We start from the raw sequence: 24239 nt of genomic DNA, 5'->3' as shown, positions 1-24239 counted from the left end.
GGACCGCTTCGGATCACGTACGGGCCCGTCGCGCGGGTGCCGGGCCCGTACCCTGACGCGGCCCCGCACGGCCGGCCGCCGTGCGCGCCCGCGCTCGCGCTGGGGCTCAGCCCGCGCCCGGGGCTCAGGGCAGGGCGCGACAGAGGGCGTCCAGGGCGCCGGTGTACGCGTGGTCGGGCGGGGTGCCGTAGCCGACGACCAGGGCGTCGCCGATGACGTCGTCGCGCGGGGCCGGGTCGCCGCCGGTGCCGGCGCCCAACCGGAAGCGGCGCAGGCCCTCCAGGGCCAGGCCCTGCCAGGCGGCGCCGTTGATGACCGACTGCTCGGTGCCCTGCGGGAGTTCCAGGACCGCGTGCAGACCGGCGGCGATGCCGCTGACCCTGACGTGCGGGGCGCGTTCGGCCAGGGCCGCGACGAGCTGGTCGCGGCGACGCTGGTAGCGCTGGCGCATGCCCCGCACGTGCCGGTCGTACGCCCCCGAGGTGATGAACTCCGCCAGCGTGAGCTGCTCCAGGCCGCTGGTCTGGGAGCCGGGGCGGCGCTTGAGCTCGGCGACGGCGGCGAACAGCCGCTCCGGGAGCACCAGCCAGCCCAGGCGCAGCGCGGGCGAGAGGCTCTTACTGACGGTGCCCATGTAGACGACGTGTTCGGGGTCCAGGCCCTGCACGGCGCCCACCCGCTGGCCGTCGTAGCGGAACTCGCCGTCGTAGTCGTCCTCCAGCAGCACGCCGCCGGTCTCCACCGCCCACTTGACGGTCGCCGCGCGGCGCTCGGGCGGCAGGGAGACGCCGAAGGGGAACTGGTGCGCCGGGGTCATCAGCGCGGCCCTGGCCCGGGTGGCGGACAACTCCTCGGTGCGCGGGCCGTGTTCGTCGAAGCCGACGGCGACGGTCCGCAGGCCGCAGCCGGTGAGCAGGTCGCGGTGGATGTCCAGGCCGAAGGACTCGACGGCCACCAGGTCGGCGCCGGACGTGGCGCCCGGCAGCCGCGCGGTCTGCCCCAGCACCTCGCCGACCAGCCGCAGCCCCTCGGACAGGCCCGAGCAGATGAGGATGCGCTCGGGCACGGCGCGTACGCCCCGGGCGCGCGCGAGGTAGTCGGCGAGCGCCCGGCGCAGTTCGGGGCGGCCGGCGACGTGCGTGCCGTAGCCGAACGCGTCGTGGGGCGCGTGGGTGATGGCCCGGCGGGCGGCCGTGAGCCAGGCGGCGCGGGGGAAGGAGGACACGTCGGGCGAGCCCGGCGTCAGGTCGTAGACCGGGACGGGGGCCGGGGCCGGGCGCGCGGGCGGGCGACGGACCGGGGTGGGCGGCTCGACGCGGGTCTCGGAGGCGACGGCGCGCTCGGCGACGCGCGTTCCGGAGCCCTGTCGGGCGGTGAGCCAGCCCTCGGCGACGAGTTCGGCGTACGCGTCGGCGACCGTGTTGCGGGCGATGCCCAGGTCAGTGGCCAGGGTGCGGGAGGAGGGCAGGCGGGTACCGGGAGCGAGCCGGCCGGAGCGTACGGCATCGCGCAGGGCGTTCATCAGCGACGCCCTGACACCTCCCGTCTGGCTCAGTTCCAGGTGGAGGTCGCTTCCGACGGCGAAGTCGGCGCCCGCTGCGGACGGTGTCTCAGTGGCCCAGGAATCTGCCATGGAAATGGACCATACCCCTGGGCAGGTGCCGCCGTAGCGTGAGGGGCATGTCGACGAGCGAAACGGCCCGTAGGCGGGAGCCGAGGATGGCGTTGCCCACCCTGGCCCCCGAGTTCTACAAGGCCATGATCAATCTTGACGCGGCGGCCAGACGGGGCCTGGACCCCGCCTTGGTCGAGCTGGTGAAGATTCGCGCGTCGCAGATCAACCACTGCGCCTTTTGCATCACGATGTACACCCGGGACGCACGGACGGAAGGGGAGAGCGAGGAGCGGATATATCTGCTCAACGCGTGGGAGGAGTCGCCGACGTACTTCACCGCCAAGGAACAGGCAGCGCTCGCGCTGACCGAGGCGGTGACCGTCCTGACCGACGGATTCGTACCGGACGCGGTCTACGACCGGGCGGCCGAGCACTTCGAGGCCGCCGAGCTCGCCCAACTCGTCAGTCTGATCATCACGATCAACGCGTGGAACCGGATCAGCGTGACCACGCGGATGTCCCCCGGCAACCCGCCTTCCCAGGAGTTGTGATGCCCCCCACCGACACCACGAACAACACCAACACCGCCCAGGCGTTTCTGGCCCTGCACCAGGGCCGCGCCGCCGCCGACCCGCTGGTCCTGCCCGGTCCGTGGGACGCGGCCAGCGCGCTGATCTTCGCCGAGGCCGGCTTCCCGGCGCTGGCGACGCCGAGCGCGGGCATCGCGGCCTCCCTCGGGTACGAGGACGGCGGCGGCACGCCGGTCGACGAGATGTTCGCGGCGATCACCCGCATCACGCGGGTGGTGGACATCCCCGTGTCGGCCGACGTCGAGGACGGCTACGGGCTGGCGCCGGCCGAACTGGTCGAGCGGCTGCTCGCGGCGGGTGTGGTGGGCTGCAACCTGGAGGACACCGACCTGGCCACGGGGCGGCTCAAGGACGCCCGGCAGCACGCCGACTGGCTGGCGCAGGTGCGCCAGGAGGCCGGTGACCGGCTGGTCATCAACGCCCGGGTCGACACGTTCCTGCGCGGACAGAACAGCGCGGACGCGGCGATCGAGCGGGCCAAGCTGTACGTCGGCGCGGGCGCCGACGTGATCTATCCGCTGCTGGCTCCCGTCGAGCTGGTCACCGAGCTGGCGCAGGGCGTCGGCGTGCCACTGAACATGGCCGCCCTGCCCGACGGCCCGCCGCCGGCCGAACTCGGCGAGCTGGGAGCGACGCGGATCACGTTCGGACCCGGGCTCTTCCACGCGGCGATGGAGGCGCTACGGGGCCACGCCGAGCGGGTGCGCTCGGCCCAGCCCCAGGCGTAGCCGCCTGATCGGGGGCGCCGGACACGGGGGTTCTGGCGCCCCTGCCCCCGCCACGTTCCATCCGTGGCGGGGGCCCACAGCGGGCCGGTGGGATGGGACGCGTACGGACGGGGGACGTGCGTACGACGGGGGCCATCTCACCGGCCGGATCGCCGGGCAGCGGGGCGTGGCGGGAGCCCTGCCGCTCGCGGGCGGGCACCTCGGGGCCGGCCGCGCGGGAACCCGGTGCACGACGTCGCGGGCCCACGGGCCCGTGGCGGTACGGGGGAGCCACGTCGCACGGGGGCGGCGGGGCACACGAGGCCGCGTCACCACGGGGGTGACACGGCGACACGGGGCCGCGCCTCCTCGCGGGGGCGCGGCGTAACGGGGGCCTGGTCGCCCGACGGGTGATCAGGTGTAACGGGGGTGTCCGGCCGCTTCACGGAGCGGCCGGGCGGTACGGGGGAAGCCGGGCCGCCGCACACGGAGCGGTCAGGTGGTACGGAACGCCTGGCCGCTTCACGGAGGGTCAGGTGGTACGGGGTGCCCGGCCGCTTCACGGAGCGGCCGGACGCCACGGGGGAAGCCCGGCCGTCCGCACGGGGGGTCGGGTGTCACGGGGGAACCCGGCCCGTCCGGTGGGCGGTCGGGGATTACGGGGGTGCCGCGCCGCTCTTCGGGCGGCCGGCCGCACGGGGGTCGTGGCGCACGGGGGTGCCACGGCGGGCCGCCGACATGCCTGGCATGTCGGCGGCCCTTCCCGTGCGCGCGACCAGCGGCGCGGGCGACGGCCGGCGGCGGGGTTCGACGGCCGGGGGCCACCGTGGCGGGGGTCAGGGGAGCCAGCGCTGCCAGATGTCCGGGTTCGCCCTGACCCAGCGTTCGGCCGCCTCGTCGGCCGACAGGCCCTGGGAGGCGATCAGCTCCGAGACGTCGTTCTGGTTCTCCTTCGACCAGCGGAACTTCTTCAGGAACCGGGCCGCGTCGCCGCCCTGCTCCGCGAAGTCGGCGTTGAGGTACTTCTGGAGCGGGGTCCTCGGATAGGCGCAGTCGACGGACTCCGGGTCCGCCACGCCCCGCTCGGCGCACTTCTCGGTGTACGGCGGCAGCTTCACCTCCACCATCGGCACCTCGTTGAACAGCCACTGCGGCTCGTACCAGTAGACGAGGAAGGGCTTCCGCTGCTTGGCGAACTGCTTGATCTGGGTGATCTGCGCCGCCTCCGAACCCGCGAAGACCACCTGGTAGTCCAGGCCGAGGTTCTTCACCAGCGCCTTGTCGTGGGTGACGTAGGACGGCGAGCCGTCTAGGAGCTGGCCCTTCCTGCCGCTCTCGGCCGTCCGCAACTGGTCGGCGTACGCGTTGAGGTTGCGCCAGTCGGTGACCTCGGGGTGCGCGTCGGCGAAGTACTTGGGGACCCACCAGCCGATGTGGCCGGTGACGCCGAGGTCGCCGCCGCGCGCGATGGTCTTCTTGTCCTCGACGTAGCGCTTCTCCTGCTCCGGGTGGCCCCAGTCCTCCAGGATGGCGTCCACCCGGCCCTGGCTCAGCGCGTCCCAGGCCGGCACCTCGTCCACCTGCACGGTGTCCACGCGGTAGCCCAGCTCGCTCTCGAGCAGGTGCTTGGCGACGGCCACGTTGCCCTGCGCGCCCACCCAGGACTGGACGGAGAGGGTGACGGTCTTCGCGTCGGAGACGTTCGCGTACGGGGACGCCTGCTTGGTCATGTCGGCCTTGCCGCAACCCGTCAGGGCCAGCAGGGACGCCACCACGGCGAACGCTCCCACCGCCCGCGCGCGGGAGCCACGTCGAACTCCGCCAGCGGACACGGCGGGTCGGCGGGTCCCGTGCGACCCCAGGCGGGAGCCGTACGACCGGCGGCGGGGTCCGTGTGGCCCGGGCTCGGTTCGGGTGGGGTGGGCCGGCCGGGGCCCGGGTGGGGTGGGGCCGGGCGGGCGGGCGCCACCGGGGGCGGAGTGGGGTGTACGGAATGCCATGTCAGGACCCCTTCCGGGCGCGGCGGGCGGTCGGTTGTGTCACGCGGTCGAGCACCAGCCCCAGGCAGACGATCGCCGCGCCCGCGACCAGACCGGTGGCCAGGTCACCCTGGGCCAGGCCGAACAGCACCTCGTACCCGAGGCCGCCACCGCCCACCAGCGAACCGATGATGACCACGGCGAGCACCAGCACCACGCCCTGGTTGACCGCCAACAGCAATGCCGGCCGCGCGAGAGGCAGTTGGACCTGCCGCAGTTGCTGCCCACGGGTCGCGCCGAGGGAGCGCGCGGCCTCCAGGGCGGCCGGGTCCACCTGGCGCAGGCCCTGGGTGGTGATGCGGATGACGGCGGGCAGCGCGTAGACGACAGCGGCAGCGGCGGCCGGGGCCCGCCCGACGCCGAACAGGGCGACCACCGGGATCAGGTACACGAACTGCGGCATCGTCTGGAACACGTCCAACACCGGTCGCAGCAGCCTCTCCAGACGCGCACTCCGGGCCGCCGCGACGCCGACCGCGAAGCCGATGACGAGGGTGACGGCGACGGCGGCCAGCACCTGGGAGAGGGTGTTCATCGACTCGTCCCACACCCCGAGCACCCCGACGGCGGCCATGGCCAGCGTCGCCGTCAGGGCCGTGCCCCAGGTGCCGATCAGCCACGCGAGGGTGGCGACGATCAGCAGTGCCGACCACCACGGCAGGCCCTGCAGGCCGTCACGCAGCGGGTCGAGCACCCAGGAGGTGAAGTGGCCGGCCCAGTCGGCGGTGCCGCCGAGGACGGGGACGCCCGTGTAGAGGTGGTCGGTCATCCAGTCGACCGCGTCGTTGACCGGCTCGGCGATCTCCACCGTCCAGTCCTTCGGCCAGGTCAGGGAGTCGGCGAGCTGCCCGGCGACCAGGGCGCCGGCGACGGCCCAACCGTCCAGGCCACGGAAGCCGCCCGGGTCGGAAACCGCGTCCGCGCGCTCGCCGGCCGCGGCGGTCGTCCGGTCCAGCACCACGGCCAACAGCACGATCGGGACGCCGGCGGCCAGCGCCGCCCCGACGTCCACCGACGAGAGCGCCTGGTAGACGCGGTCACCGAGGCCGCCACCGCCGATCATGGAAGCGATCACGGCCATGGAGAGCGCCATCATGATCGTCTGGTTGACGCCGAGCAGCAGTTCCCGGCGGGCCAACGGCAGCCGCGCGGTCACCAGCCGCTGCCAGCGGCCCGCCCCCAGCGAGTCCACGGCCTCCAGCACGCCGGGGTCGGCCCCGCGCAGGCCGAGCGCGGTCAGCCGGGCCATGGGCGGGGCGGCGTAGACGACGGTGGCCAACACCGCGCCCGGCACGCCGATCCCGAAGACCAGGACGACCGGCAGCAGGTACGCGAAGGCCGGCAGCACCTGCATGGTGTCCAGCACCGGGCGCAGCACCCGGAAGGCCCGCTCGGACAGGCCACCGGCGAGGCCGAGCGCCCCGCCGAGGGCCACCGACAGCGCGACCGCGACGACCATCAGCGCCAGGGTCTGCATCGTCGGCACCCACATGCCGAGCAGACCGCAGATCGCGAAGGAGACGGCGCTGGTCAGCGCGGTCCGCGCACCGGCGGCGCGCCAGGCGACCAGGGTGGCGGCGGCGGTCACGCCGATCCAGCCCAGCGCCAGCAGCACCAGGTAGACGCCGCGTACCGAGGCCACGATGGCGTTGCTGACATGGCCGAGGAAGTACACGAACAGCGGGTGGCTGTCGCGGTTGTCGATGATCCAGTCGTTGGCGTCGGTCAGCGGACCGCTCAGATCGACGGTCAGCGCCTCCGGCCAACTCCCGCTCGCCCACCGGATGTGCGCGAGCGGCACCAGGACGGCGGCCAGCAGGGCGAGCACCACGAGCTTGCGTACGCCACGGTGGCGCGCCAGACCGCGCACCCGGCCACGGCCGCCACCTCCGCCGGGGGCGTCGGCGTCTCCGACGGAGGCGTCGGCGTCTCCGTCGGGGGCGGGTGGGGGCGCGGGGGCAGCGCCCGGTACGCCCGACGCGCCGGCGGGGCGGGAGGGGGCGTTCGCGGGGGTGCTCGCGGGGGTGCTGGGGCTGGTGCTCGCGGTGGTGGCCCCGGGGTCGGTGGCCGGCGTGGTCCCCGGGCCCGTGGCGGGCGGGGTGGCGGCGCTCATACGCGGCCCCCGGTGCCGTTCGCCGCGTCCGCTTCGGCGTCGCCGCCGGTGGCCGGTGTGTTGTCGGTGACCGGTGCGGCGGGGTCGGCGGGATCGGCCGTGGCGGCGCTGCCCGTGGCCGGTGCGCGGTCGCTGGCCGGTGCGGCGGGGTCGGCCGTGGGGAGCTCGGTCGTGGGGGGCTCGGGGTTCGCGACCGTGGGTGGGTCGCTGGCCGGTGCGGCGGGGTCGGTCGTGGGGGCACTGTTCGTGGCCGGCGCATGGTTGCTGGCCGGTGCGGCGTTGCTGGCCGGTGCGGCGGGGTCGGGGTGGGGGTCGTCCAGGCCGGCGACCACTTCCAGCAGGCGGGCGTGGTCGACGACGCCCAGGCAGCGGGCGGCGTCCATCACGCGGGCGGGGCCGCCGGAACGCGCCACGGCCTCGATGGCCTCGGCCACGGTGGCGGTGGGCACCAGCGCGGGGCCCCGGTCGGCCTCGCCGGCACGGACCGGGCGCATCGCGCGGCGTACGGTGAGCACCTGTTCGCGGGGCACGTCGCGGACGAAGTCCCGTACGTACGCGTCCGCCGGCGACCCCACGATCTCCTCGGGCGTGCCGAGCTGCACGATCTGGCCGTCGCGCATCAGCGCGATTCGGGTGCCCAGGCGCAGCGCCTCGCTCAGGTCGTGGGTGATGAAGACCATGGTGCGGCCCTCGTCCCGGTGCAGGCGGATGACCTCCTCCTGCATGTCGCGGCGGATCAGCGGGTCGAGGGCGCTGAACGGCTCGTCGAACAGCAACACTTCGGGGTCGACCGCCAGCGCGCGGGCCAGGCCCACGCGCTGCTGCTGGCCGCCGGAGAGTTGGCCGGGGCGGCGGTGTTCCAGGCCGGACAGGCCGACCTTGGCCACCATCTCGGCGGCCTTCGCCCGGCGCCGAACGCGGCTCACGCCCTGCACCTCAAGCCCGTACGCGACGTTGTCGAGCACCGAGCGGTGGGGCAGCAGGCCGAAGTGCTGGAAGACCATGGCGGCGCGGTGCCGGCGTAGTTCGCGTAGCCGGGAGCGGTCCATGGCGAGCACGTCCTCGCCGTCGATGGCGACAGCGCCGCTGGTCGGCTCGATGAGTCGGGTCAGGCAGCGCACCAGCGTGGACTTGCCCGAACCGGACAGGCCCATCACCACGAACACCTCGCCTCGGCGGACGTCGAAGCTCACACCCCGGACGGCGGCCGTGCAGCCGGTGCGCTCGCGCAACTCGGCCGCCGAGAGCAGGGCTTCGGGGCTGCCGGGTACGCGGTCGGCCTTCGGCCCGAAGACCTTCCACAGCTCACGCACCGCGAAGACGGCCGGGGCATCCGCCGACTCTTCAGCGGGGGTGGTGGCATCGGCGGGGGCGCTGGCGCCAGTGGGAGCGTCTGCGGCGAGTTGGGGCGCCGACGTTCGCCGCTTCGGCCCGCGCGTCGCGTCCTGGGTGCCGTTCACGCCGCACCACCCGGCGTGTGGGTGCGCGCCAGCAACTCGGCGCACTTCTCCCCGACCATGAGCACGCCGATCATGGGGTTGACGGCCGGCATCGTCGGGAAGACCGACGCGTCGGCTATCCGCAGGTTCCGCAGGCCGCGCACGCGCAACTCCGGGTCCACCACGGCCTGTTCGTCGGCGGCCGCGCCCATGCGGCAGGTGCCGGCCGGGTGGTAGACGGTGTGCGCGACCTGGCGGGCGTACGCGCTGATCTCCTCGTCCGAGGTCACCTCGGGCCCCGGGCACACCTCGCGCCCCAGCCAGCTCGCCAGTGGTTCCCGCGCGGCGACCTGGCGGGCGATCCGGATGCCGTCCACCAGGGTGCGGCCGTCGTAGTCGTCCTCGTCGGTGAAGTAGCGGAAGTCCAGGGCGGGCTTGACGGACGGATCGGCACTGGTCAGGTAGAGCCGGCCACGGCTGCGCGGCTTGGGGATGTTGGGCGTCATCGACACGCCGTGCGCGGGCTTCTCGTAGCCCAGGCGCTCCGGGTTGTCGGTGAAGGGGATCTGGTAGAAGTGGAACATCAGGTCCGGGCCCCGGGATTCCGGGTCGCGGCGTACGAACAGGCCGGCGTCGGAGTCCATCGCCGAGTTGTCGGGAAGGGGGCCGTTGGTCTCCCAGACGATGACCGATTCGGGGTGGTCGAGCAGGTTCTCGCCCACGCCCGGCAGGTCGTGCGTGACGGGGATGCCGAGGGCCTCCAGGTCGCCGCGCGGGCCGATGCCCGAGTGCATGAGCAGCCTCGGGGTGTCCACCGCGCCCGCGCACACCAGCACCTCGCGGGACGCCTCGACGAGTTCCTCAACGCCGTCCTCGCCGCGCACCCACACGCCGGTGGCCCGGTCCGCGTCGAGTTCCAGCCGGTAGGCCCAGGTCTCCAGGAGGAGGGTGAGGTTGGGGCGGTCGCCCGCCTCGATGTGCGGGTGCAGGTAGGCGACGGAAGCGGAGGAGCGCTTGTTGTCCTCCGGGTGGTACGCCAGGTCGAAGAAGCCGACGCCCTCGTGGAAGGGCGCCTTGTTGAACCCCTCGACGCGTGGCACGTCCAGCGCCGCCTGGGCGGCGGTGACGAAGTCGCTGGCGATGGCGTTCCGGTCCTTCTCGTGCACCGGGACGATGTTGTTGCGCAGCCGGGCGAAGTACGGGTCCATGGACGCGGCGTCCCAACCCGCCGCCCCCGCCTCGGCCCACTCGTCCCAGTCGCCGGGCAACGGCTTGAAGCTGATGAGCGTGTTGTGCGAGGAGCAGCCGCCGAGGACCCGGGCGCGGCTGTGTCGGATGTGCGAGTTGCCGCGCGGCTGCTCGGTGGTGGGGTAGTCGTAGTCGAGGTCGCCGCCGAGCAGGCCGAGCCAACGCCGCAGGGTGAGCACGTCGGGCCGGTCGATGTCGGTGGGGCCGCCCTCGATGACGGCGACGGTGACGTGGGGGTCCTCGGTCAGTCGGGAGGCGATCACCGAGCCGGCGGTGCCGCCGCCGACGACGACGTAGTCGTACACGGGCATGGGGGTGCTCCTTTGGCAAGGTACGTGCGTGAACGGGGTGCGCGGGCGGGCGCCCGGGTGGGTCGGACGCGCGGGCGCCCCGGGTGCTCGGGCGCGGTCGGGCGCGCCGACGGGGTCGGGCACGCGGGCGCGAGCGGGTGCGCCGACGGGGTCGGGCGCGGGTGTGCGCGCGCACCCGGGCGCGGTCGGTCGCGGGGGCGCGGTCGGGTGCGGGCGCGCCCGAGGCGGCGTCAGCCCGCGAACCAGCGGACGGGCCGGGGGTCCAGATTCTGGTAGATGTGCTTGGCCTCGCGGTACTCCGCCAGGCCCGAGGGACCGAGTTCGCGGCCCACGCCGGACCTGCCGAAGCCGCCCCACTCGGCCTGCGGCAGGTAGGGGTGGTAGTCGTTGATCCACACGGTGCCGTGCCGCAGCCGTCCGGCCACGCGGCGGGCGCGGTTGGCGTCGCCGCTCCACACGGCGCCGGCCAGGCCGTACTCGGTGTCGTTGGCCAACGACACCGCCTCCTCCTCGGTACGGAAGGTCTCCACCGTGAGGATGGGCCCGAACGTCTCCTCGCGGACCACGCGCATCTCGCGGTGGCACTGGTCGAGCACGGTGGGGGCGAAGAAGAAGCCGCTGGCCGGGCGGTGTTCGGCGGGCTCGGGGCGACCGCCGCCGCAGCGCAGCGACGCGCCTTCGGCGAGCGCCGAGGCGACGTAGTCCCGCGTCTTCTCCCACTGCTGGCGGGAGACGAGCGGGCCGCACTCGACGCCCGGCGCGGTGCCCCGGCCCAGGGTGATCCGCTCGGCGCGGCGGGCGAGTTCGGCGACGAAGCGCTCGCGCACGGACTCCTCGACGATCAGCCGCGCGCCCGCCGAGCAGACCTGGCCGCTGTGGATGAAGGCGGCGTTCAGGGCCTGGTCGACGGCGGTGTCGAAGCCCTCGTCGGTGGCGCAGGCGTCGGCGAAGACGACGTTGGGGTTCTTGCCGCCCAGTTCGAGGGCGACCTTCTTGACGGTGGGCGCGGCGGCCTGGGCCACCTTGACGCCGCTGACCAGTCCGCCGGTGAAGGAGACCAGGTCGACGTCCGGGTGCTCGGACATGCGCGCGCCCACCGGCTGGCCCGCGCCGGTCACCAGGTTCGCGACGCCGGCCGGCAGCCCGGCCTCCACCAGCAGTCGCACCAGGTGGACGGTGGACAGCGGGGTGACCTCGCTGGGCTTGAGGACGAACGTGTTGCCCGCGGCCAGCGCCGGGGCGACCTTCCAACTCGCCTGCAGCAGCGGGTAGTTCCACGGGGTGATGAGCGCGCACACGCCCACCGGCTCGTGCACGACGACGCTGTGCACGTCGGGGCTGCCCGCGTCCACCACCCGGCCGCCGCTCTCGTTCGTGACGAGGTCGGCGAAGTAGCGGAAGGCGGCCGTCACGTCGTCGACGTCGACGCGCCCCTCTTCCAGGGTCGTGCCCGTGTCCCGGCTCTCGGTCAGCGCGATCTCCTCGCGGTCCCGCTGGAGCAGGTCGGCGACCCGGCGTAGCAGCGCGGCGCGTTCGACCACTGGCGTACGCGGCCAGGGCCCGGTGTCGAAGGCGCGGCGCGCGGCCCCGATCGCCGCATCCACGTCGGAGGCGTCGCTTTCGGCCACCACGGCGAGGGTGGTCGCGTCCGCGGGGTCGAGCACCTCCCGCTGAGCGCCGTTGGTGGCCGTCCGCCACTCTCCGTCAACATGGATGGTCTCGATCGCCGACACGCTGGTTCTGCCTCCCACTGCACCGATACGTTTCCTTGCTGGTCATGCCAGCAACCGGAACCCCTCCCCGGAAGCTTCAAACGTATGCGCCACCCTTCCTGGAAAGTGGGCTGTCTCACGGGCCGTAATGACCTTTGCCGAGCTTTACTGAGTAAAGAGCTGATAAATTCACCCTCTGCCAGGGAACTGAGGGGGAGGAATCTCGCCATGACGAGGAAGTACGGCGTGCTGACCGCGACGGCGTGTGTGGTCGCGGTGCTGGGCCTGACGGGCTGCGGCAGCGAGAGCAAGGGTGACAAGGACAAGGCCGACGCGGGCGCGACCGTCCCCAAGGCGTCGCAGGAGCCCACGAGCGAACTCAGCGGTCTGACCGCACAGCAGATCTCCGACAAGGCCAAGAACGCCCTGCTCGGCGCCACATCGCTGCGCATGAAGATGAACCAGGGCGTCGGCGCGGAGTCGATGAAGATCGACATGGCTCTCGACAAGCAGGGCAACTGCAACGGCACCATCGGCGACGGCGGCGGCGCCAGCTCCGAGCTGATCAAGTCCGGCACCAAGGTCTGGATGAAGCCCAACCAGCAGTTCTGGACGCAGCCCGACGTCGCCGGCGAGAAGGACGGCGCCGCGGCGGCCGAACTCTTCAAGGACCGCTACATCCACGGCACCACCGACGACGAGATGCTCAAGGCCAACGCCGACATGTGCAACCTCGCGGCGATGCAGACCGCCATGGAGTCCGACGGCAAGACGAAGGACCAGCTCACCAAGGGCACCCTCACCAAGCTCGGTGACCAACTCGTCATCCCCCTCACCGGCCCCGGCGAGGACGGCGGCCAGGAGACGATGTACGTCGCGGCCACCGGCACCCCCTACCCCCTGAAGATCGTCATCAAGGGCGGCAGCGAGCCCGGCACCGTCGAACTGAGCGACTACGACAAGCCCGTCAGCACCACCCCGCCGCCCGCCAACGAGGTCATCGACATCGCCAAGCTGGAGCAGCAGCTCGGCCTGTAGCCCCACCCCCCGCCTCACCCGCTCCACCGCCCCCGCCCCACCGCCCAGCGAGTCGCCCCCCAGCGAACCGCCACACGCGGCGGGGCGGGGGCGGCCTGCGGTGGGGCGGTACGTGATGGGGCGGAGGCGGTACGTGGTGGGGTGGGGTGGTGGGGGTGGTGGGGTACGCCGGGGGTGGGGCCCCTCCCCCTCCCCCACCCCACCCCTCCCCCGCCTCTCGCCCTTCGTCACGGACCGCAGACCTTCACCTCGCGTTCACCGTCTCTCCAGCGCCGAGCCGAAGTTACCTGCGAGAAACTTGGCATGTGCGATGACGAATACACCCCGCCGCGGCCCGACCTGACCGAGCGGCAGTGGCTCGACCTCGACGACGGCATCGTCACGACGGGCCGGCCCGTCGCGGAGCCCGTGGCCGGTGCGGGCGGCTCGGGCGTGGGCCGCCGTACCGTGCTGGGCGGTGCGATGGCCGGGGCCGCCGCGTTCGCCCTGTTGCCGCAGGCCGCGCAGGCGGCGCAGGCCGCTCGGGCCGCGAGTGGCGCCCCGGTCGACACGTTCCCCCTTCCCACCAGGCCGGGGCCCGGAGGTTCGTACGCGGTGCTGGTGACCGGGGACGCCGGTACCGGTAACGCGGCGCAGTACGCCGTCGCCGAGGCCGCCAGGAAGGTGTGTCGCACCGAACGGGTCGGGCTGGCCATCGGGTTGGGCGACAACATCTACGAGAACGGGCCCGAGTCGGCCCACGACAGCGAGTTCCAGACCAAGTTCGAGAAGCCCAACACGGGCATCGACGTGCCGTGGCTGATGGTGCTCGGCAACCACGACTGCTCCGGGCTGATACCCGGCAGTGGCGGCGACCCCTCGCGCGGCGACCGTGAGGTGGCCTACGCGACGACCTCGCGACGCTGGCACATGCCCGCGCGCTACTACTCGACGGCGCTGCCGGCCGGCCGTGGGAAGAGCGCACCGGTGGTGGAGTTCTTCGCGCTGGACACCAACCCGGTGGCGTCGACCGTGGCGCAGCTCGATCCGTATTTCCGCTGGAACGGGCCGTACATGCGCGAACAGCGTCGCTGGTTGGACTCGGCGCTGCGGTCCTCCCGGGCCACCTGGAAGATCGTCATCGGGCACCACCCGTATCTCAACAACGGCAAGCACGGCAGCGCGGGCTCCTATGACGGCTTCACCATCGGTCACTACACCAGCGGCGTGCACCTCAAGGAGTTGTACGAGGAGGTGGTGTGCGGTCAGGCCGATCTGATCCTGTCCGGGCACGATCACACCCAGCAGATCCTGGAGCCCACCAAGCGTTCGCGCGGTACGCGGCAGATCGTGTGTGGCACGGCGGGCAAGAAGGGCGACGGCAAGGCACACGGCGATCACCCCGCGCGCTGGCAGGACTTCGGCCAGCACGGCTTCATGGTGATGAAGGTGTCGGCGGGCAGGCTGACCGTCGACGCGTACACCGTGGACGTGGCGACCGCCACCGCCACTCGCGCCCATCGCTACACCTCCACTTCGGCGCTTCGCGCGCACTCCTGAGACCACGCCCGCCCCGACGGCGGAGGCACGCCCGGCGCGGGCGTGCCGGCTCGTCGTGAGCACGGCGGACAGCCTCGGACCGGTGGGTCCGGGGGCGGCTGTCCGTGGACTGGTTCCACGCTAGGGGGTGGGAGGCGTGGGTGTGGGGGGCTGTGGACAAAGGGGGTGCGGGCCCTGTGGATAACTGCCCGTTCGTACGACAAAAGGCCGTTCCCCGGCGTGCTGCCAGGGGAACGGCCTTGTCGTATCGCGCCCGTACCCGGGCGATCGGCGCCTGTCGCGGTGGGCCCGTGGGCGGCCCGGTGGTGGGGCCGCGCGGGGCCGGGCGCCGTGGGGTGCTTAGAGCAGGCCCAGGCCGCGTACGGCCTCGCGCTCCTCGGCGAGCTCCTTGACGGAGGCGTCGATGCGGGTGCGCGAGAACTCGTTGATCTCCAGACCCTGGACGATCGTGTACGTGCCGTCCTGCGTGGTGACCGGGAAGGAGGAGATGAGGCCCTCCGGCACGCCGTAGGAGCCGTCCGAGGGGATGCCCATGGAGGTCCAGTCGCCCTCGGCGGTGCCGTTGACCCAGGTGTGGACGTGGTCGATGGCGGCGTTGGCGGCCGAGGCGGCCGAGGACGCGCCACGGGCCTCGATGATCGCGGCGCCGCGCTTGGCGACGGTGGGGATGAAGGTGTCCGCCAGCCACTGCTCGTCGTTCACGACCTCGGCGGCGTTCTTGCCCGCGACCTCGGCGTGGAAGATGTCCGGGTACTGGGTGGCGGAGTGGTTGCCCCAGATCGTGAGCTTGCGGATCTCGCTGACCGGCGCGCCGGTCTTCTGCGCGAGCTGCGAGATGGCGCGGTTGTGGTCCAGGCGGGTCATCGCGGTGAAGCGCTCGCGGGGCACGTCCGGCGCGGCGGCCTGCGCGATGAGCGCGTTGGTGTTGGCCGGGTTGCCCACGACCAGGACCTTGATGTCGTCCGCGGCGTGCGCGTTGATGGCGGCGCCCTGCGGCTTGAAGATGCCGCCGTTGGCCTCCAGCAGGTCGCCACGCTCCATGCCCTTGGTCCGCGGGCGGGCACCCACGAGCAGGGCGACGTTGGCGCCGTCGAAGGCCACGTTCGGGTCATCGGAGATGTCGATGCCACGCAGCAGCGGGAACGCGCTGTCGTCCAGCTCCATGGCGGTGCCCTCGGCGGCCTTGAGGCCCTGCGGGATCTCCAGGAGGCGGAGCTTGACCGGCACGTCCGCGCCGAGGAGGTGGCCGGAGGCGATGCGGAAAAGCAGCGCGTAGCCGATCTGGCCGGCCGCGCCGGTAACGGTGACATTGACGGGAGTGCGGGTCATGGCGATCTCCTGCTGCGAGCTAGCGGTGGGTGTCCCTGCCCATTTTCCGAGGTCTCTTGGTATCGAGAGACGCGGCGTCAGGCTATCCGACGCGGCGAACGCCCACTCCGCGGCCCGGTGTGTCCCACCTCACCGGGCGCGCAGCGCCAGCCCACGCGATACCGGTACGCCCTGGCCGGCTTGCCACCGCCCGGGCCAGCCGGGCCACCGCGCCGGCCCGGCGGCCGATGGCGTACGGGGTCCCGGTCGCGCCGGCCGGCGGCGTACCGGGCCGATGGCGCGACGGCGGGCGCGGCCCCGCGCGTACCCGACGGGGGCCCGGCTCCCGGGCACACCTCGCGCGCTCCGTGTCACGCGCCGGCGGCGGGCTCGGGGGTGGCGGTCGACGGGGCTGACGGGGGTGGGAAGAGTTCGGTCAGCAGCCGGTGGGGGCCCTTGCGCAGGGCCGCGCTGACGCGGTCGGCGCGCAGCGTCGGATCGGCGCCGGGGCCCTGGCGGATGAGCAGGTCGGCGGGGGGCGGCTGGGTCTCGCAGGTGGGGCACCAGCCGGTGGCGACGATGTCGGTGCCGCACGTCGCGTGCGCGAAGGAGCGGCGGGCGCCCTGTGGGGCGAGCCAGCGTTCGCCCCACTGGGCCAGCGTGAACACCGTGGGCCACAGGTCGACGCCGCGTTCGGTCAGGACGTAGTCGACCTCCACGCCGGTGGGGTGCGGGTGGCGGGCGAGGACACCGAGGGCGGTGAGGGCCTTGAGTCGGTCGGCGAGCACGGCGCGCGGGATGTCCAGGTGGGCGCGGAAGTCGGCGAAGCGCCGCACGCCGTAGAAGCAGTCCCGCAGGACCAGCAGCGTCCAGCGCTCGCCGACCACCTCCAGCGCGCGGGCCAGCGAACAGTCCTGCCCCGTGTAGTTCCGCCCCAGTCCCATGCCCGTCACGGTAGCAGTTCATTCATTGAACCCCATGGTTCGTTCATTGAACTTTCATTGCTACAGTCCGCCGCACGGCGCCACCCCGCGCCGTACCCACCCGCACGCATCGAACCGGGGGCAGACGATGGGACCCGAAACGGGCCGGCACCACGGCGCCGCCCACACCACACTGGCCGTCTCCTGCGCGGCCACGCTGCTCGTCCTGATCAACTTCACGGCGCCCATGTCGACCGTGCGCGCGCTCAGCGCGAGCCTGGGGGCCGGGCCCACCGGGCAGACCTGGATGCTCGGCGGCATCAGCGTCGGCCTCGCGGCGTGCCTGATGGCGGCCGGCGCGCTCGCCGACGGCCACGGCCGCAAGCGGGTCTTCGCGTGCGGCGGCGTGGCGTTGGCGGCGGCCTCCGCGCTGTGCGCCGCCGCGCCCACCACGGGCGTCTTCGTCGCGGGCCGGCTGGCGCAGGGCGCCGCGAGCGCCGCGCTGCTCGCGTCGAGCCTGGGGCTGTTGGGCCACGCCTACGCGCCTGGCCCGGCACGCGCCAGGGCCACCGGCCTGTGGGGCGCCATGGTGGGCGGGGGCATCGCCGTGGGCCCGGTGTTCACCGCGCTGCTGGGCGAGGTCGCCCCGTGGCGCACCGCGTACGTGGTCATCGCCGGCGCCGCCGCGCTGGTCACCGGCTGGGGCCTGGCGGCGCTGCGGGAGTCACGCGCGACGGAGCGGCGACGCTTCGACACGGCCGGCGTCCTGACGCTCGGCGCGGGCATCGCCCTGCTGGTCGCGGCCCTCACCGAGGGGCGCGCCGGCTGGGGGCAGCCGCGCGTGGTGGCCCTGCTGTGCGGCGCGCTGGCGCTGCTGGTCGCCTTCGCCTGGGCGGAGCGGCGCGCGCCGGAACCCGTCCTGGACCCGACGCTGTTACGCCGCCCGGCCTTCCGCGCGGCGACGGTCGGCGCTCTGGTGACCGGCGTCGGGGTGATCGGGCTGATGACCTACGTACCGGTGCTGGCGCAGCGGGTACTGGGGCTGAGTCCGCCGCACAGCGCCCTGCTGCTGGCGATCTGGTCCGGACTCTCGTTCCTGGCGGCGCCGCAGGCCCGGCGGTTGGCGGGGCGGGTCGGGGGCCGGCAGCAGGTGGTGGCGGGGCTCGTGTTGTGCGGGGTGGGCGAGTGGGCGCTGGTGGGAGTCGGGGAGCAGTCCTCGTGGTGGCGCCTGGTGCCGGGGCTCGCGCTGGCGGGGCTGGGCAGCGGGGTGGTCAACGCGGCGTTGGCCGGGCTCGCGGTGCACAGCGTTCCGGCGCACCGGGTGGCGGTGGGTTCGGCGGCCAACAACACGGCGCGTTACCTGGGTTCGTCGATCGGCGTCGCCCTGGTCGCCGCCGTCCTCGCGCTCCCGTCACACGGCGGGAGCGACACGGGCGACGTCGGTACGGGCATGAGTCGGGCCGCCGCCGTCGCCGGCACCCTCACCCTGGCCGGCGCGGCCCTCGTCGCCCTGTGCCGGGACCGCGCGCCCATCCCCACCCGCCACGCGCCGCCCACCGCTCCCGTCGCGCGCGGCGGGACTCCCGGTGCGGGGTGCGACCGACGGGAGGCCGTCCGCGAGGGCGGGGGCCCCGCGCGCGGCGGGGCCCGACCGAACGGCGAGGTCGGGCCGGAGGGAGTGGCGGGGCACGGGCCGGGATGCGCTGGCGCGTCGGAGCCCCACAGCGAGTGAGGCGCCCCGGGGGGAGCTCTGGGGCGGGGGCCGTGGCGTTCGGCTGCCGGCGGGTCGCGCGTACCGGCCTGGCCCCAGCCGGGTCGGGCCGGCGATGAGCGGTCGGCCGTCGGCATCGGGACCGGAGGCGGGCGGGCCTCGCGTCGCGGGCGGCTGGCGCGGCGTCAGCCCGTACGGGCCGGACGGCCAGCGGCGGCCGTCCGCGCTCAGGAGGAAACGCGGACGACCGCCTGCGGCCTTGCCGTACCCGTGGGGGGTTAGTAGTCGCTTGCCCAGCATTGGCGTGCGCATGCCCCCGCGATACGCACCATCACCGAACGGTCACTCGCCCTCCGCAGCTCACCAACAGAACAGGGCAAATTAGGTCACCCAGTGTGACTCACCGTCAAAGTCGGTCAGCCCAGCGTCCACCCCGCCCACACGCCCACCTGTCCCGTCTCCCCGACGCCGTGACCCCGCCGCACCGCCCGACCACCGACACCACGGCCTCCACACCGCCCCGTGCCCGGCCCGACCGGGTACCGATACGCACCGCCCCCGCCGCCCCCGTCCCGGCCTCCACGCGGCGTCACTCCCAGCGCCTCGCGCAACCGGCCGCCTACCAACCCGTCCCGCGTTCGACGCCTACGCCAACTCGCCGCGCGTGCCCGCCCCGCCTCGCCGGCACGCCCACTCGGGGTGCCACGCGGGCGAACACCGCGCGCCCGAAGCCCGCGCGCACCCGACGCGCCCACCGGACCGCCGCGTCCGCGACCCGTCCCGGCCCGCACCCACCGCCCTGTCGCGCCCGCGTCGGCGACCCGATCCGCTCCACGCGCGCGCCCGCGCCCGCGTCGCGTGCGGTAACCGCGCGTCCGCACCCCGCGTCGGGCCCCCCTCCCGCGCCCGCGCGGCCAGCGTCGCCGCGCGTTCCCGCGTCCGGTGGGCCGGGCGCGCCGGGCCCGTTCGCTCGGGCGGGCTGGTCGTACGGCGCGCTCGGGCCAGCCACCGCCCACGTCCCCCGGGGCCCGGCGGTCGGGCCCACGCGGCCGGAGGCGGCCCGCGCGGAGGCGGCCCCCCGTCGGGCGGTCCGTACGGAAGCGGGCCGTACGGAAGCGGGCCGTACGGACACGGCTCTCGCGGATGCGATCCGTGCGGCGAGGCGTTCGTGGCGGGTGTGCCGTCACGAACTGGTGCAGCCGGCCTCGCCTGTCGTACGCGTGACGCATGCCGTGGCCTGGGCGGCGGATCGTACGGGCACCATGGCGGTGTACCCGTCGCCGGCCGCGTCCGCCTTCGCGTCGCGTTCCTGGCCGCCCTGCGCGCCCTTGGCGTCGCCGCGTACCCGGACCTCGTCGCCGACACCCGCCCGCGCGATCCGGGCCCAGGCCGCGCCGCAGACCTCGCTGTAGCGGACCTCCACGTACACCCCGCCGACCACGGCGTCGGCGGCGGTCCTCGCGTGTTCGCCGCCGCATCCCATCGCCTCCGGGTCCTTGCCGCCGCAGGCCGCGCCGGTGCACCGGACCCCCTCGGGCAGGTCCACACTGGGCGTCGCCACCGGCTCGGCCCGCCTGGACTCACCCTCCCCGAAACGGACATCGAAGATCAGCACCACGGCCGCGACCACGAGCAGGGTGCCCACCACGCCCGCCGCGAACATCCCCAGCCGATGCCACCGCGTGCCGGGCGGTACGGGTTCGCCACCGGCGGCCGGCCCGCGCGGCAGGTCCGCCCCGACCTGGTCGGCGGACTCCACGCCAGCACGGGTACCAGCACCAGCGTCCACGTCGGTGTCGGCGACCGCTCCGGGGCCCGGGGGCTCGGGCGCCGGCCGTACCGGCGGTGGGTCGGCCGGGTCGGCGTTCGCCGGGCCCTGCGCGGGCGCCGGGCGCACGCTCGGCCCGTACGGCCACGGCTGGCGCGCCGGGCGCGTGCCGGAGGCGGCCTGTGGCGCGGCCGGGGTCCCGGCTCGCGGGCCGAGCGTCGCGGCCGTGCTCGGCGGTGGTGTCGCGAGGGCCCGAGGCCAGGCCAGGCGCGGCGCGCGAGGCACGGCGTCCACCGGCTCCTCGTCCATGTCGAAGAACCCTCGCGCCGCCGCGTCGCCCGCCCGGACTCCGCCGCGCGCCCGCGCCGCGGCGCCCGACTCCCGCGCCCCGCCGCGCGTCACGGGTACGTCATCCGCCCCCGGCGCGCCCCGCGCCTCACACGCGTCTCCCGTACCGGCCGGGTCCTCCGGTCGCGCCGCCTCGGGCTCCGCCACGTCCGCCTGCGCGGCGTCACCGGTCGCGGTGGCGCGCTCGGCCGGGGCACCGTCCACGGCTATGTCGTCTGCCGCGTCCCCGGCCACGGCTTCGCCCCAGGCTCGGGCCCGCGCCGCGTCATCCGTCGCGGCGACACCGGCCACGCCGTCCCGTCCCCCAGCACTCTCCGGCGCGCCCTTGGCGGCGGTGTGCCCCCTGTCGCCCCCGTCGGACGAGGTGTCCTCGTCCCCCGGGTGGTCGACGTCAAGCGGAACCTCCCCCCGGGTCTCACCGTCCCCGTGGGCCGAAGCGCCCGCACCGGGCGGAGCTCCCTCACCAACCGGGTCGCCCTCCTCAGACCGCGCGACCACACCGGCCGCGCCACCCCCACGCGACAGTCCGCCCGCGACGGGCGCATCGTCCCCGTCGGACGGCGCACCCGTATCGGGCTCACCGCCGCTGTCGGCCAGAGCACCCACGTCGGACGGGCGGCCCGCGTCGCGCGGAGCGCTTACGCCGGCCTGGCGGCCCGAGCCCAGCGAAGCACCCTCACCAGCCGGACGGCCTCCGACGCGCGAAGCAGCCACATCGGGCCCACCGGCGCCGTCGGCCAGAGCTCCCGCACCGGAGGCGTCAGCCGCTCCGCGCTCTCCGCTCTCACCCGCTGGAGCTCCCGCGCCCGGCGAAGCCCCGCCACCAGCCGGCCAGCCCCTGTCGCGTGCAGCACCCACATCGGGCTCACCACTCCCGTCGGCCAGAGCGCCCGCGTCCAGCGAAGCCTCCTGACCAGCCGGACGGCCCCCTTCATGTGAAGCGCCGTCACCAGCCGGGCGGCCCGCGTCGCGTAGAGCGCCCGCGCCGGCCGCGCCGGCCGCGTCGTACGGGCTGCCCGCGCGGGCCACGGTTTCGCGAGGGGACGGGCTGTCCCCGACGGGTGAGGTGGCGCCACCGGAAGGGGCGTCCCCGTCGCGGCGTGTGTCCGCGCCGGACGGGCCGTCCGGTGCCGCCGCGTTCGCGGCGTGCGTGTGCGTGTCCCTCGCGTGGTGCCGCACGGCCGGGGCCATCTCGGGGGGCGGGGGCGTCGTCTGGTCGGTCGCCTTGCGGAATGTCAGGCGGGCGGGCGTCGACGGGTGGGGCGCCTCCTCCGGCGCCGGGTGGGGACGTTGGCCTGGGGCGGGCCGGGCGCCGGGGGTGGGCGTCTCGTCGGGCCGCTCCGCCGCCCTGGCCCGCCAGCTCGTACCGGCACGTTCCCGCGCGGCGGCGCGCGGGGCCGGGCGGTGGGTCGGGCCGGCCGTCGGGCCGCCGTTGCCCAGCGCGCGTTCCCGGTCGAGCACCGGCCAGGTGCGCGGCGCGGCACGCCGGTCCGCGCCGGCCGCCGGCGTACGCCGCTCCGTGGGCGCGGACGGCCCGTCACCGGTCACGGGACCGGGCTCACCCGGCGTCGCCGTATCCGCCGTCGTGTCCCCGCCCCGCCCCGGGCCCGAACGCGCGCCCGCACTCGCGCGGACGCCCGCGCGTCGGGTGGCCGCCTGCCGGGCGGCGCCCACGGTCGCGCCACGGGGCGGCGTCGCCGCGCGGTCGTGCCGTGGCTCCTCGTCGCGTAGCGCGTACTCCGCCTGTTCGCGCAGTGCGGCCAGCGTCCGCGGGTCGGCGCCGGTCGCCTTGGCCAGCGCGCTCACGGCGGCGCGCGGCGGCAACGCCCCACCGCTCAGGTAGCGCCCCCACTCGGCCCGGCCGTGGCCGGTGGTCTCGGCGACCGTGGCCGCGCTCAGCCCGGCGTCCTCGATGATCTCGCGCAACCGCTCGGTGAACTCCCGCACGCGCGGGTCCAGTTCCTGCGGAAGCTCTCTCCAGCGAGGCATCCTGCCCCGTCCCCCCACTTCGTTCCTCGGCCCGTACCGCACGCCCGACCCCCGCGAGCGTCGGTGCCCGCGACCTCGTCGGCGATCCCACCGACCGTACGTCCTCGCGAGCCCAGGCTGTACCCAAGGATGACAGTTCCCGCATACGGGACGCATCGCGGCACCTCCCCCCGACCCGCCAACGCCCGCCACGCCCTCCCCTCGTCGCCCCCCGCCACCCGCCCCAGGCCGCCCGGGAGCCACGGCTCCACCACCGACCCCACACCCGCACCGGCACCCGCACCCGCGAAAGCCCCCCGTGGGCAACGGGCTCGCCCCCCACGGCGTACCCGTGCCGGACGTACCATCGCCGCTCGTGCCCTGCCCACGCCCCACGGCACGCACCGACCGTCGTCCGCACGCCCCCGCACCCCCGCTCGCGTCCCGACAGCCGCCCCCTCTCGCCCCCGGTCAGCCGACCGCTGTCGGGTTTCGCCGTCAGGCGCCCCGCGACGGGGCGCGCGCCCGCGAGCGCAGCCGCCGCGCCGGGCCACCCCGCCGCGTGCCCACCCCGCCGCCTCGTCCCCTTGTCCGGGGCCTGGCGGTCGGTCCGTACGCGCGGGAGCCGCGCGGTGCGCCCCCTCGGGGGCGTGGTGTGGTGATGGACCGGGCGGAGGTGCTGCTCATCGGGGGACTGACGGGTGGCGGGAAGACGACCGTGGGGTGGGCGGTCTCGGCGCGCCCGAGGGCGGCGGCGGTCGCGCACCGGGTGATCGCGGGCGACGTCATGGGGCAGGCCCATCCGGCTCCGGAGGAGGGCCCGCACCGCGAGGAGGATCGCCGAGCGCGATCTGACGGCGTTGGGGTCGCACCGCGCCGAACTCGGGTAGCGCCGCCTGATCTCCACGCGCACGGTGAGCGTGCTGGCCGAGAGGGAGGGCGTGTTCCAGCGGGCCGTGGGCCGCGCGGGACAGGATCGTACGGGTGGTGCTCACCACGTCCGACGCCACCGGCCGGGGACGGCTGACCGGCCGGGGACGGGGAACGGGGCTGGCGGACGCGTCGCGCGGCAGTGCGCGCACGGCACGGGTCCGGGAGGAGTGGACGTCACGGGACGCGGTGCGCGGGGCGACCGACGGCCGTGCCGTGGTCGACATCGCGCACGAGGTGGCGAGCGCCACCGGGTGGCCGCCGCGCGTCGCCGACCCAGGCCCCGCCGCGCCACGCCGTGTCAGGCCCCGGGCTCGGGCCGGGGAACGGAACGGCCGGCGGGGGCGGGCGCTACCCAGCGCGCGAGGCGGCCCACCGGGGCCGCACGCGAGGGGCCCACTCCGGCCGCGACGCCCGGCACACCGCGTACCCGAGGCGCACCCACCGCCCGCCCCGCGCGGCGTCACACCCACGACCTCCACCCGCACGACCCCGCGCCGGCCGCCGCGCACGGCGCCCCGCCTCGGGCCGTTGCCGTCGAGCCGGCCCCGTCCAGGTACGCCCCGATTCGCAGCCGTCCCGTTGCGTAACTGCGACGCCGTACCGGAACAGTTACTTCCGCGCCACAGGGCGCACCCCGCGCTTGATCCGTACCGTCCCGCGCGGCGATGCTCGTACGCAGTTCGAAACACGGGCCGGAAACAATCCGCGCTCCAGTGCGACACCAGCGTGATACCACGACACCAGCGCGACACTGCCATACCGCGCGACAGTGGCCGTCACTTCTGACGCACCGGAACCAGCGGTCCGGCGCGAAGAACGGCGGCTCGTCCTCCCACGGGGGGGGGGGGCGAGCCGCCCGGGGGTTGGGGCCCCCGGCCCGGGCCGGGGGGCCGGGGGGGGGGGGGGGGGGGGACGGGGCCGGGGAGTTG

At 74.9% G+C, this 24239-nt stretch carries 13 protein-coding genes and 1 pseudogene; 5 read left to right on the top strand and 9 right to left on the bottom strand.

The features are described from left to right. Positions 1–124 precede the first annotated feature (124 nt). Positions 125–1633, bottom strand: a complete 1509-nt coding sequence (locus ACFVFR_RS01050; protein ID WP_383696619.1) for a PLP-dependent aminotransferase family protein — start codon at positions 1631–1633, stop codon at positions 125–127. 47 nt (positions 1634–1680) lie between these two features. Between ACFVFR_RS01050 and ACFVFR_RS01045 the strand changes: the two genes are divergently transcribed. Both ACFVFR_RS01045 and ACFVFR_RS01040 read left to right on the top strand, forming a co-directional pair. Next, entirely contained in the window at positions 1681–2166 is a 486-nt protein-coding gene (locus tag ACFVFR_RS01045; RefSeq protein WP_383696617.1) for a carboxymuconolactone decarboxylase family protein, read from the top strand. After that, positions 2166–2933, top strand: a complete 768-nt coding sequence (locus tag ACFVFR_RS01040; protein ID WP_383696616.1) for an isocitrate lyase/phosphoenolpyruvate mutase family protein — start codon at positions 2166–2168, stop codon at positions 2931–2933. The genes ACFVFR_RS01045 and ACFVFR_RS01040 overlap by 1 nt, the downstream gene beginning before the upstream one ends. An 815-nt stretch (positions 2934–3748) precedes the next feature. Here ACFVFR_RS01040 and ACFVFR_RS01035 read toward each other — a convergent pair. From ACFVFR_RS01035 to ACFVFR_RS01015, 5 genes and pseudogenes are all read right to left on the bottom strand, one after another. Then, entirely contained in the window at positions 3749–4642 is an 894-nt protein-coding gene (locus ACFVFR_RS01035; RefSeq protein ID WP_383696817.1) for an ABC transporter substrate-binding protein, read from the bottom strand. 271 nt (positions 4643–4913) lie between these two features. Then, a complete protein-coding gene (locus tag ACFVFR_RS01030) occupies positions 4914–7064 on the bottom strand; it encodes an ABC transporter permease (RefSeq protein WP_383696613.1) in 2151 nt (716 codons plus the stop codon). Between the two features lie 308 nt (positions 7065–7372). Then, positions 7373–8377, bottom strand: a pseudogene (locus ACFVFR_RS01025) (glycine betaine/L-proline ABC transporter ATP-binding protein); the annotation flags it as partial. 143 nt (positions 8378–8520) lie between these two features. Beyond that, positions 8521–10062 carry a GMC family oxidoreductase gene (locus tag ACFVFR_RS01020; protein ID WP_383696610.1) on the bottom strand — a complete coding sequence of 514 codons (1542 nt, stop codon included), beginning with the start codon at positions 10060–10062 and terminating at the stop codon, positions 8521–8523. Between the two features lie 230 nt (positions 10063–10292). Then, positions 10293–11795: an aldehyde dehydrogenase family protein gene (locus ACFVFR_RS01015; protein WP_383696607.1), complete on the bottom strand. Its 1503-nt coding sequence runs from the start codon at positions 11793–11795 to the stop codon at positions 10293–10295. A 207-nt stretch (positions 11796–12002) separates the two neighbouring features. Here ACFVFR_RS01015 and ACFVFR_RS01010 point away from each other — a divergent pair, with 207 nt between their 5' ends. Then, positions 12003–12812: a hypothetical protein gene (locus tag ACFVFR_RS01010; RefSeq protein WP_383696604.1), complete on the top strand. Its 810-nt coding sequence runs from the start codon at positions 12003–12005 to the stop codon at positions 12810–12812. Between the two features lie 303 nt (positions 12813–13115). Then, positions 13116–14351 carry a metallophosphoesterase gene (locus ACFVFR_RS01005; protein ID WP_383696602.1) on the top strand — a complete coding sequence of 412 codons (1236 nt, stop codon included), beginning with the start codon at positions 13116–13118 and terminating at the stop codon, positions 14349–14351. 339 nt (positions 14352–14690) lie between these two features. On the opposite strand, the gene ACFVFR_RS01000 is transcribed toward ACFVFR_RS01005, so the two are convergent. Together ACFVFR_RS01000 and ACFVFR_RS00995 are read right to left on the bottom strand one after the other, a co-directional pair. Further along, entirely contained in the window at positions 14691–15680 is a 990-nt protein-coding gene (locus tag ACFVFR_RS01000) for a malate dehydrogenase (protein WP_383696600.1), read from the bottom strand. 350 nt (positions 15681–16030) lie between these two features. Next, complete coding sequence (locus ACFVFR_RS00995; RefSeq protein ID WP_383696599.1) at positions 16031–16603, bottom strand: winged helix-turn-helix transcriptional regulator; 573 nt, start codon at positions 16601–16603, stop codon at positions 16031–16033. Between the two features lie 127 nt (positions 16604–16730). On the opposite strand from ACFVFR_RS00995, the gene ACFVFR_RS00990 reads away from it, so the two are divergent. Further along, on the top strand, positions 16731–18314 hold the full coding sequence (locus ACFVFR_RS00990; RefSeq protein WP_383696596.1) for an MFS transporter: 1584 nt from the start codon (positions 16731–16733) through the stop codon (positions 18312–18314). A 1162-nt stretch (positions 18315–19476) separates the two neighbouring features. Here the strand turns inward: ACFVFR_RS00990 and ACFVFR_RS00985 are convergent. After that, on the bottom strand, positions 19477–22398 hold the full coding sequence (locus tag ACFVFR_RS00985) for a DUF2690 domain-containing protein (protein ID WP_383696594.1): 2922 nt from the start codon (positions 22396–22398) through the stop codon (positions 19477–19479). Positions 22399–24239: the final 1841 nt, after the last annotated feature.

The sequence above is a fragment of the Streptomyces sp. NPDC057702 genome, assembly GCF_042799315.1.
Classification (GTDB): domain Bacteria; phylum Actinomycetota; class Actinomycetes; order Streptomycetales; family Streptomycetaceae; genus Streptomyces.
This window is presented reverse-complemented; position numbering and strand designations above follow the sequence as displayed.

Coding starts and splice junctions, on each gene's coding strand:
- ACFVFR_RS01050 (WP_383696619.1), bottom strand. CDS start 1,633: ATGGCAGATTCCTGGGCCACTGAGACACCGTCCGCAGCGGGCGCCGAC.
- ACFVFR_RS01045 (WP_383696617.1), top strand. CDS start 1,681: ATGTCGACGAGCGAAACGGCCCGTAGGCGGGAGCCGAGGATGGCGTTG.
- ACFVFR_RS01040 (WP_383696616.1), top strand. CDS start 2,166: ATGCCCCCCACCGACACCACGAACAACACCAACACCGCCCAGGCGTTT.
- ACFVFR_RS01035 (WP_383696817.1), bottom strand. CDS start 4,642: ATGACCAAGCAGGCGTCCCCGTACGCGAACGTCTCCGACGCGAAGACC.
- ACFVFR_RS01030 (WP_383696613.1), bottom strand. CDS start 7,064: ATGAGCGCCGCCACCCCGCCCGCCACGGGCCCGGGGACCACGCCGGCC.
- ACFVFR_RS01020 (WP_383696610.1), bottom strand. CDS start 10,062: ATGCCCGTGTACGACTACGTCGTCGTCGGCGGCGGCACCGCCGGCTCG.
- ACFVFR_RS01010 (WP_383696604.1), top strand. CDS start 12,003: ATGACGAGGAAGTACGGCGTGCTGACCGCGACGGCGTGTGTGGTCGCG.
- ACFVFR_RS01005 (WP_383696602.1), top strand. CDS start 13,116: ATGTGCGATGACGAATACACCCCGCCGCGGCCCGACCTGACCGAGCGG.
- ACFVFR_RS01000 (WP_383696600.1), bottom strand. CDS start 15,680: ATGACCCGCACTCCCGTCAATGTCACCGTTACCGGCGCGGCCGGCCAG.
- ACFVFR_RS00995 (WP_383696599.1), bottom strand. CDS start 16,603: ATGGGACTGGGGCGGAACTACACGGGGCAGGACTGTTCGCTGGCCCGC.
- ACFVFR_RS00990 (WP_383696596.1), top strand. CDS start 16,731: ATGGGACCCGAAACGGGCCGGCACCACGGCGCCGCCCACACCACACTG.
- ACFVFR_RS00985 (WP_383696594.1), bottom strand. CDS start 22,398: ATGCCTCGCTGGAGAGAGCTTCCGCAGGAACTGGACCCGCGCGTGCGG.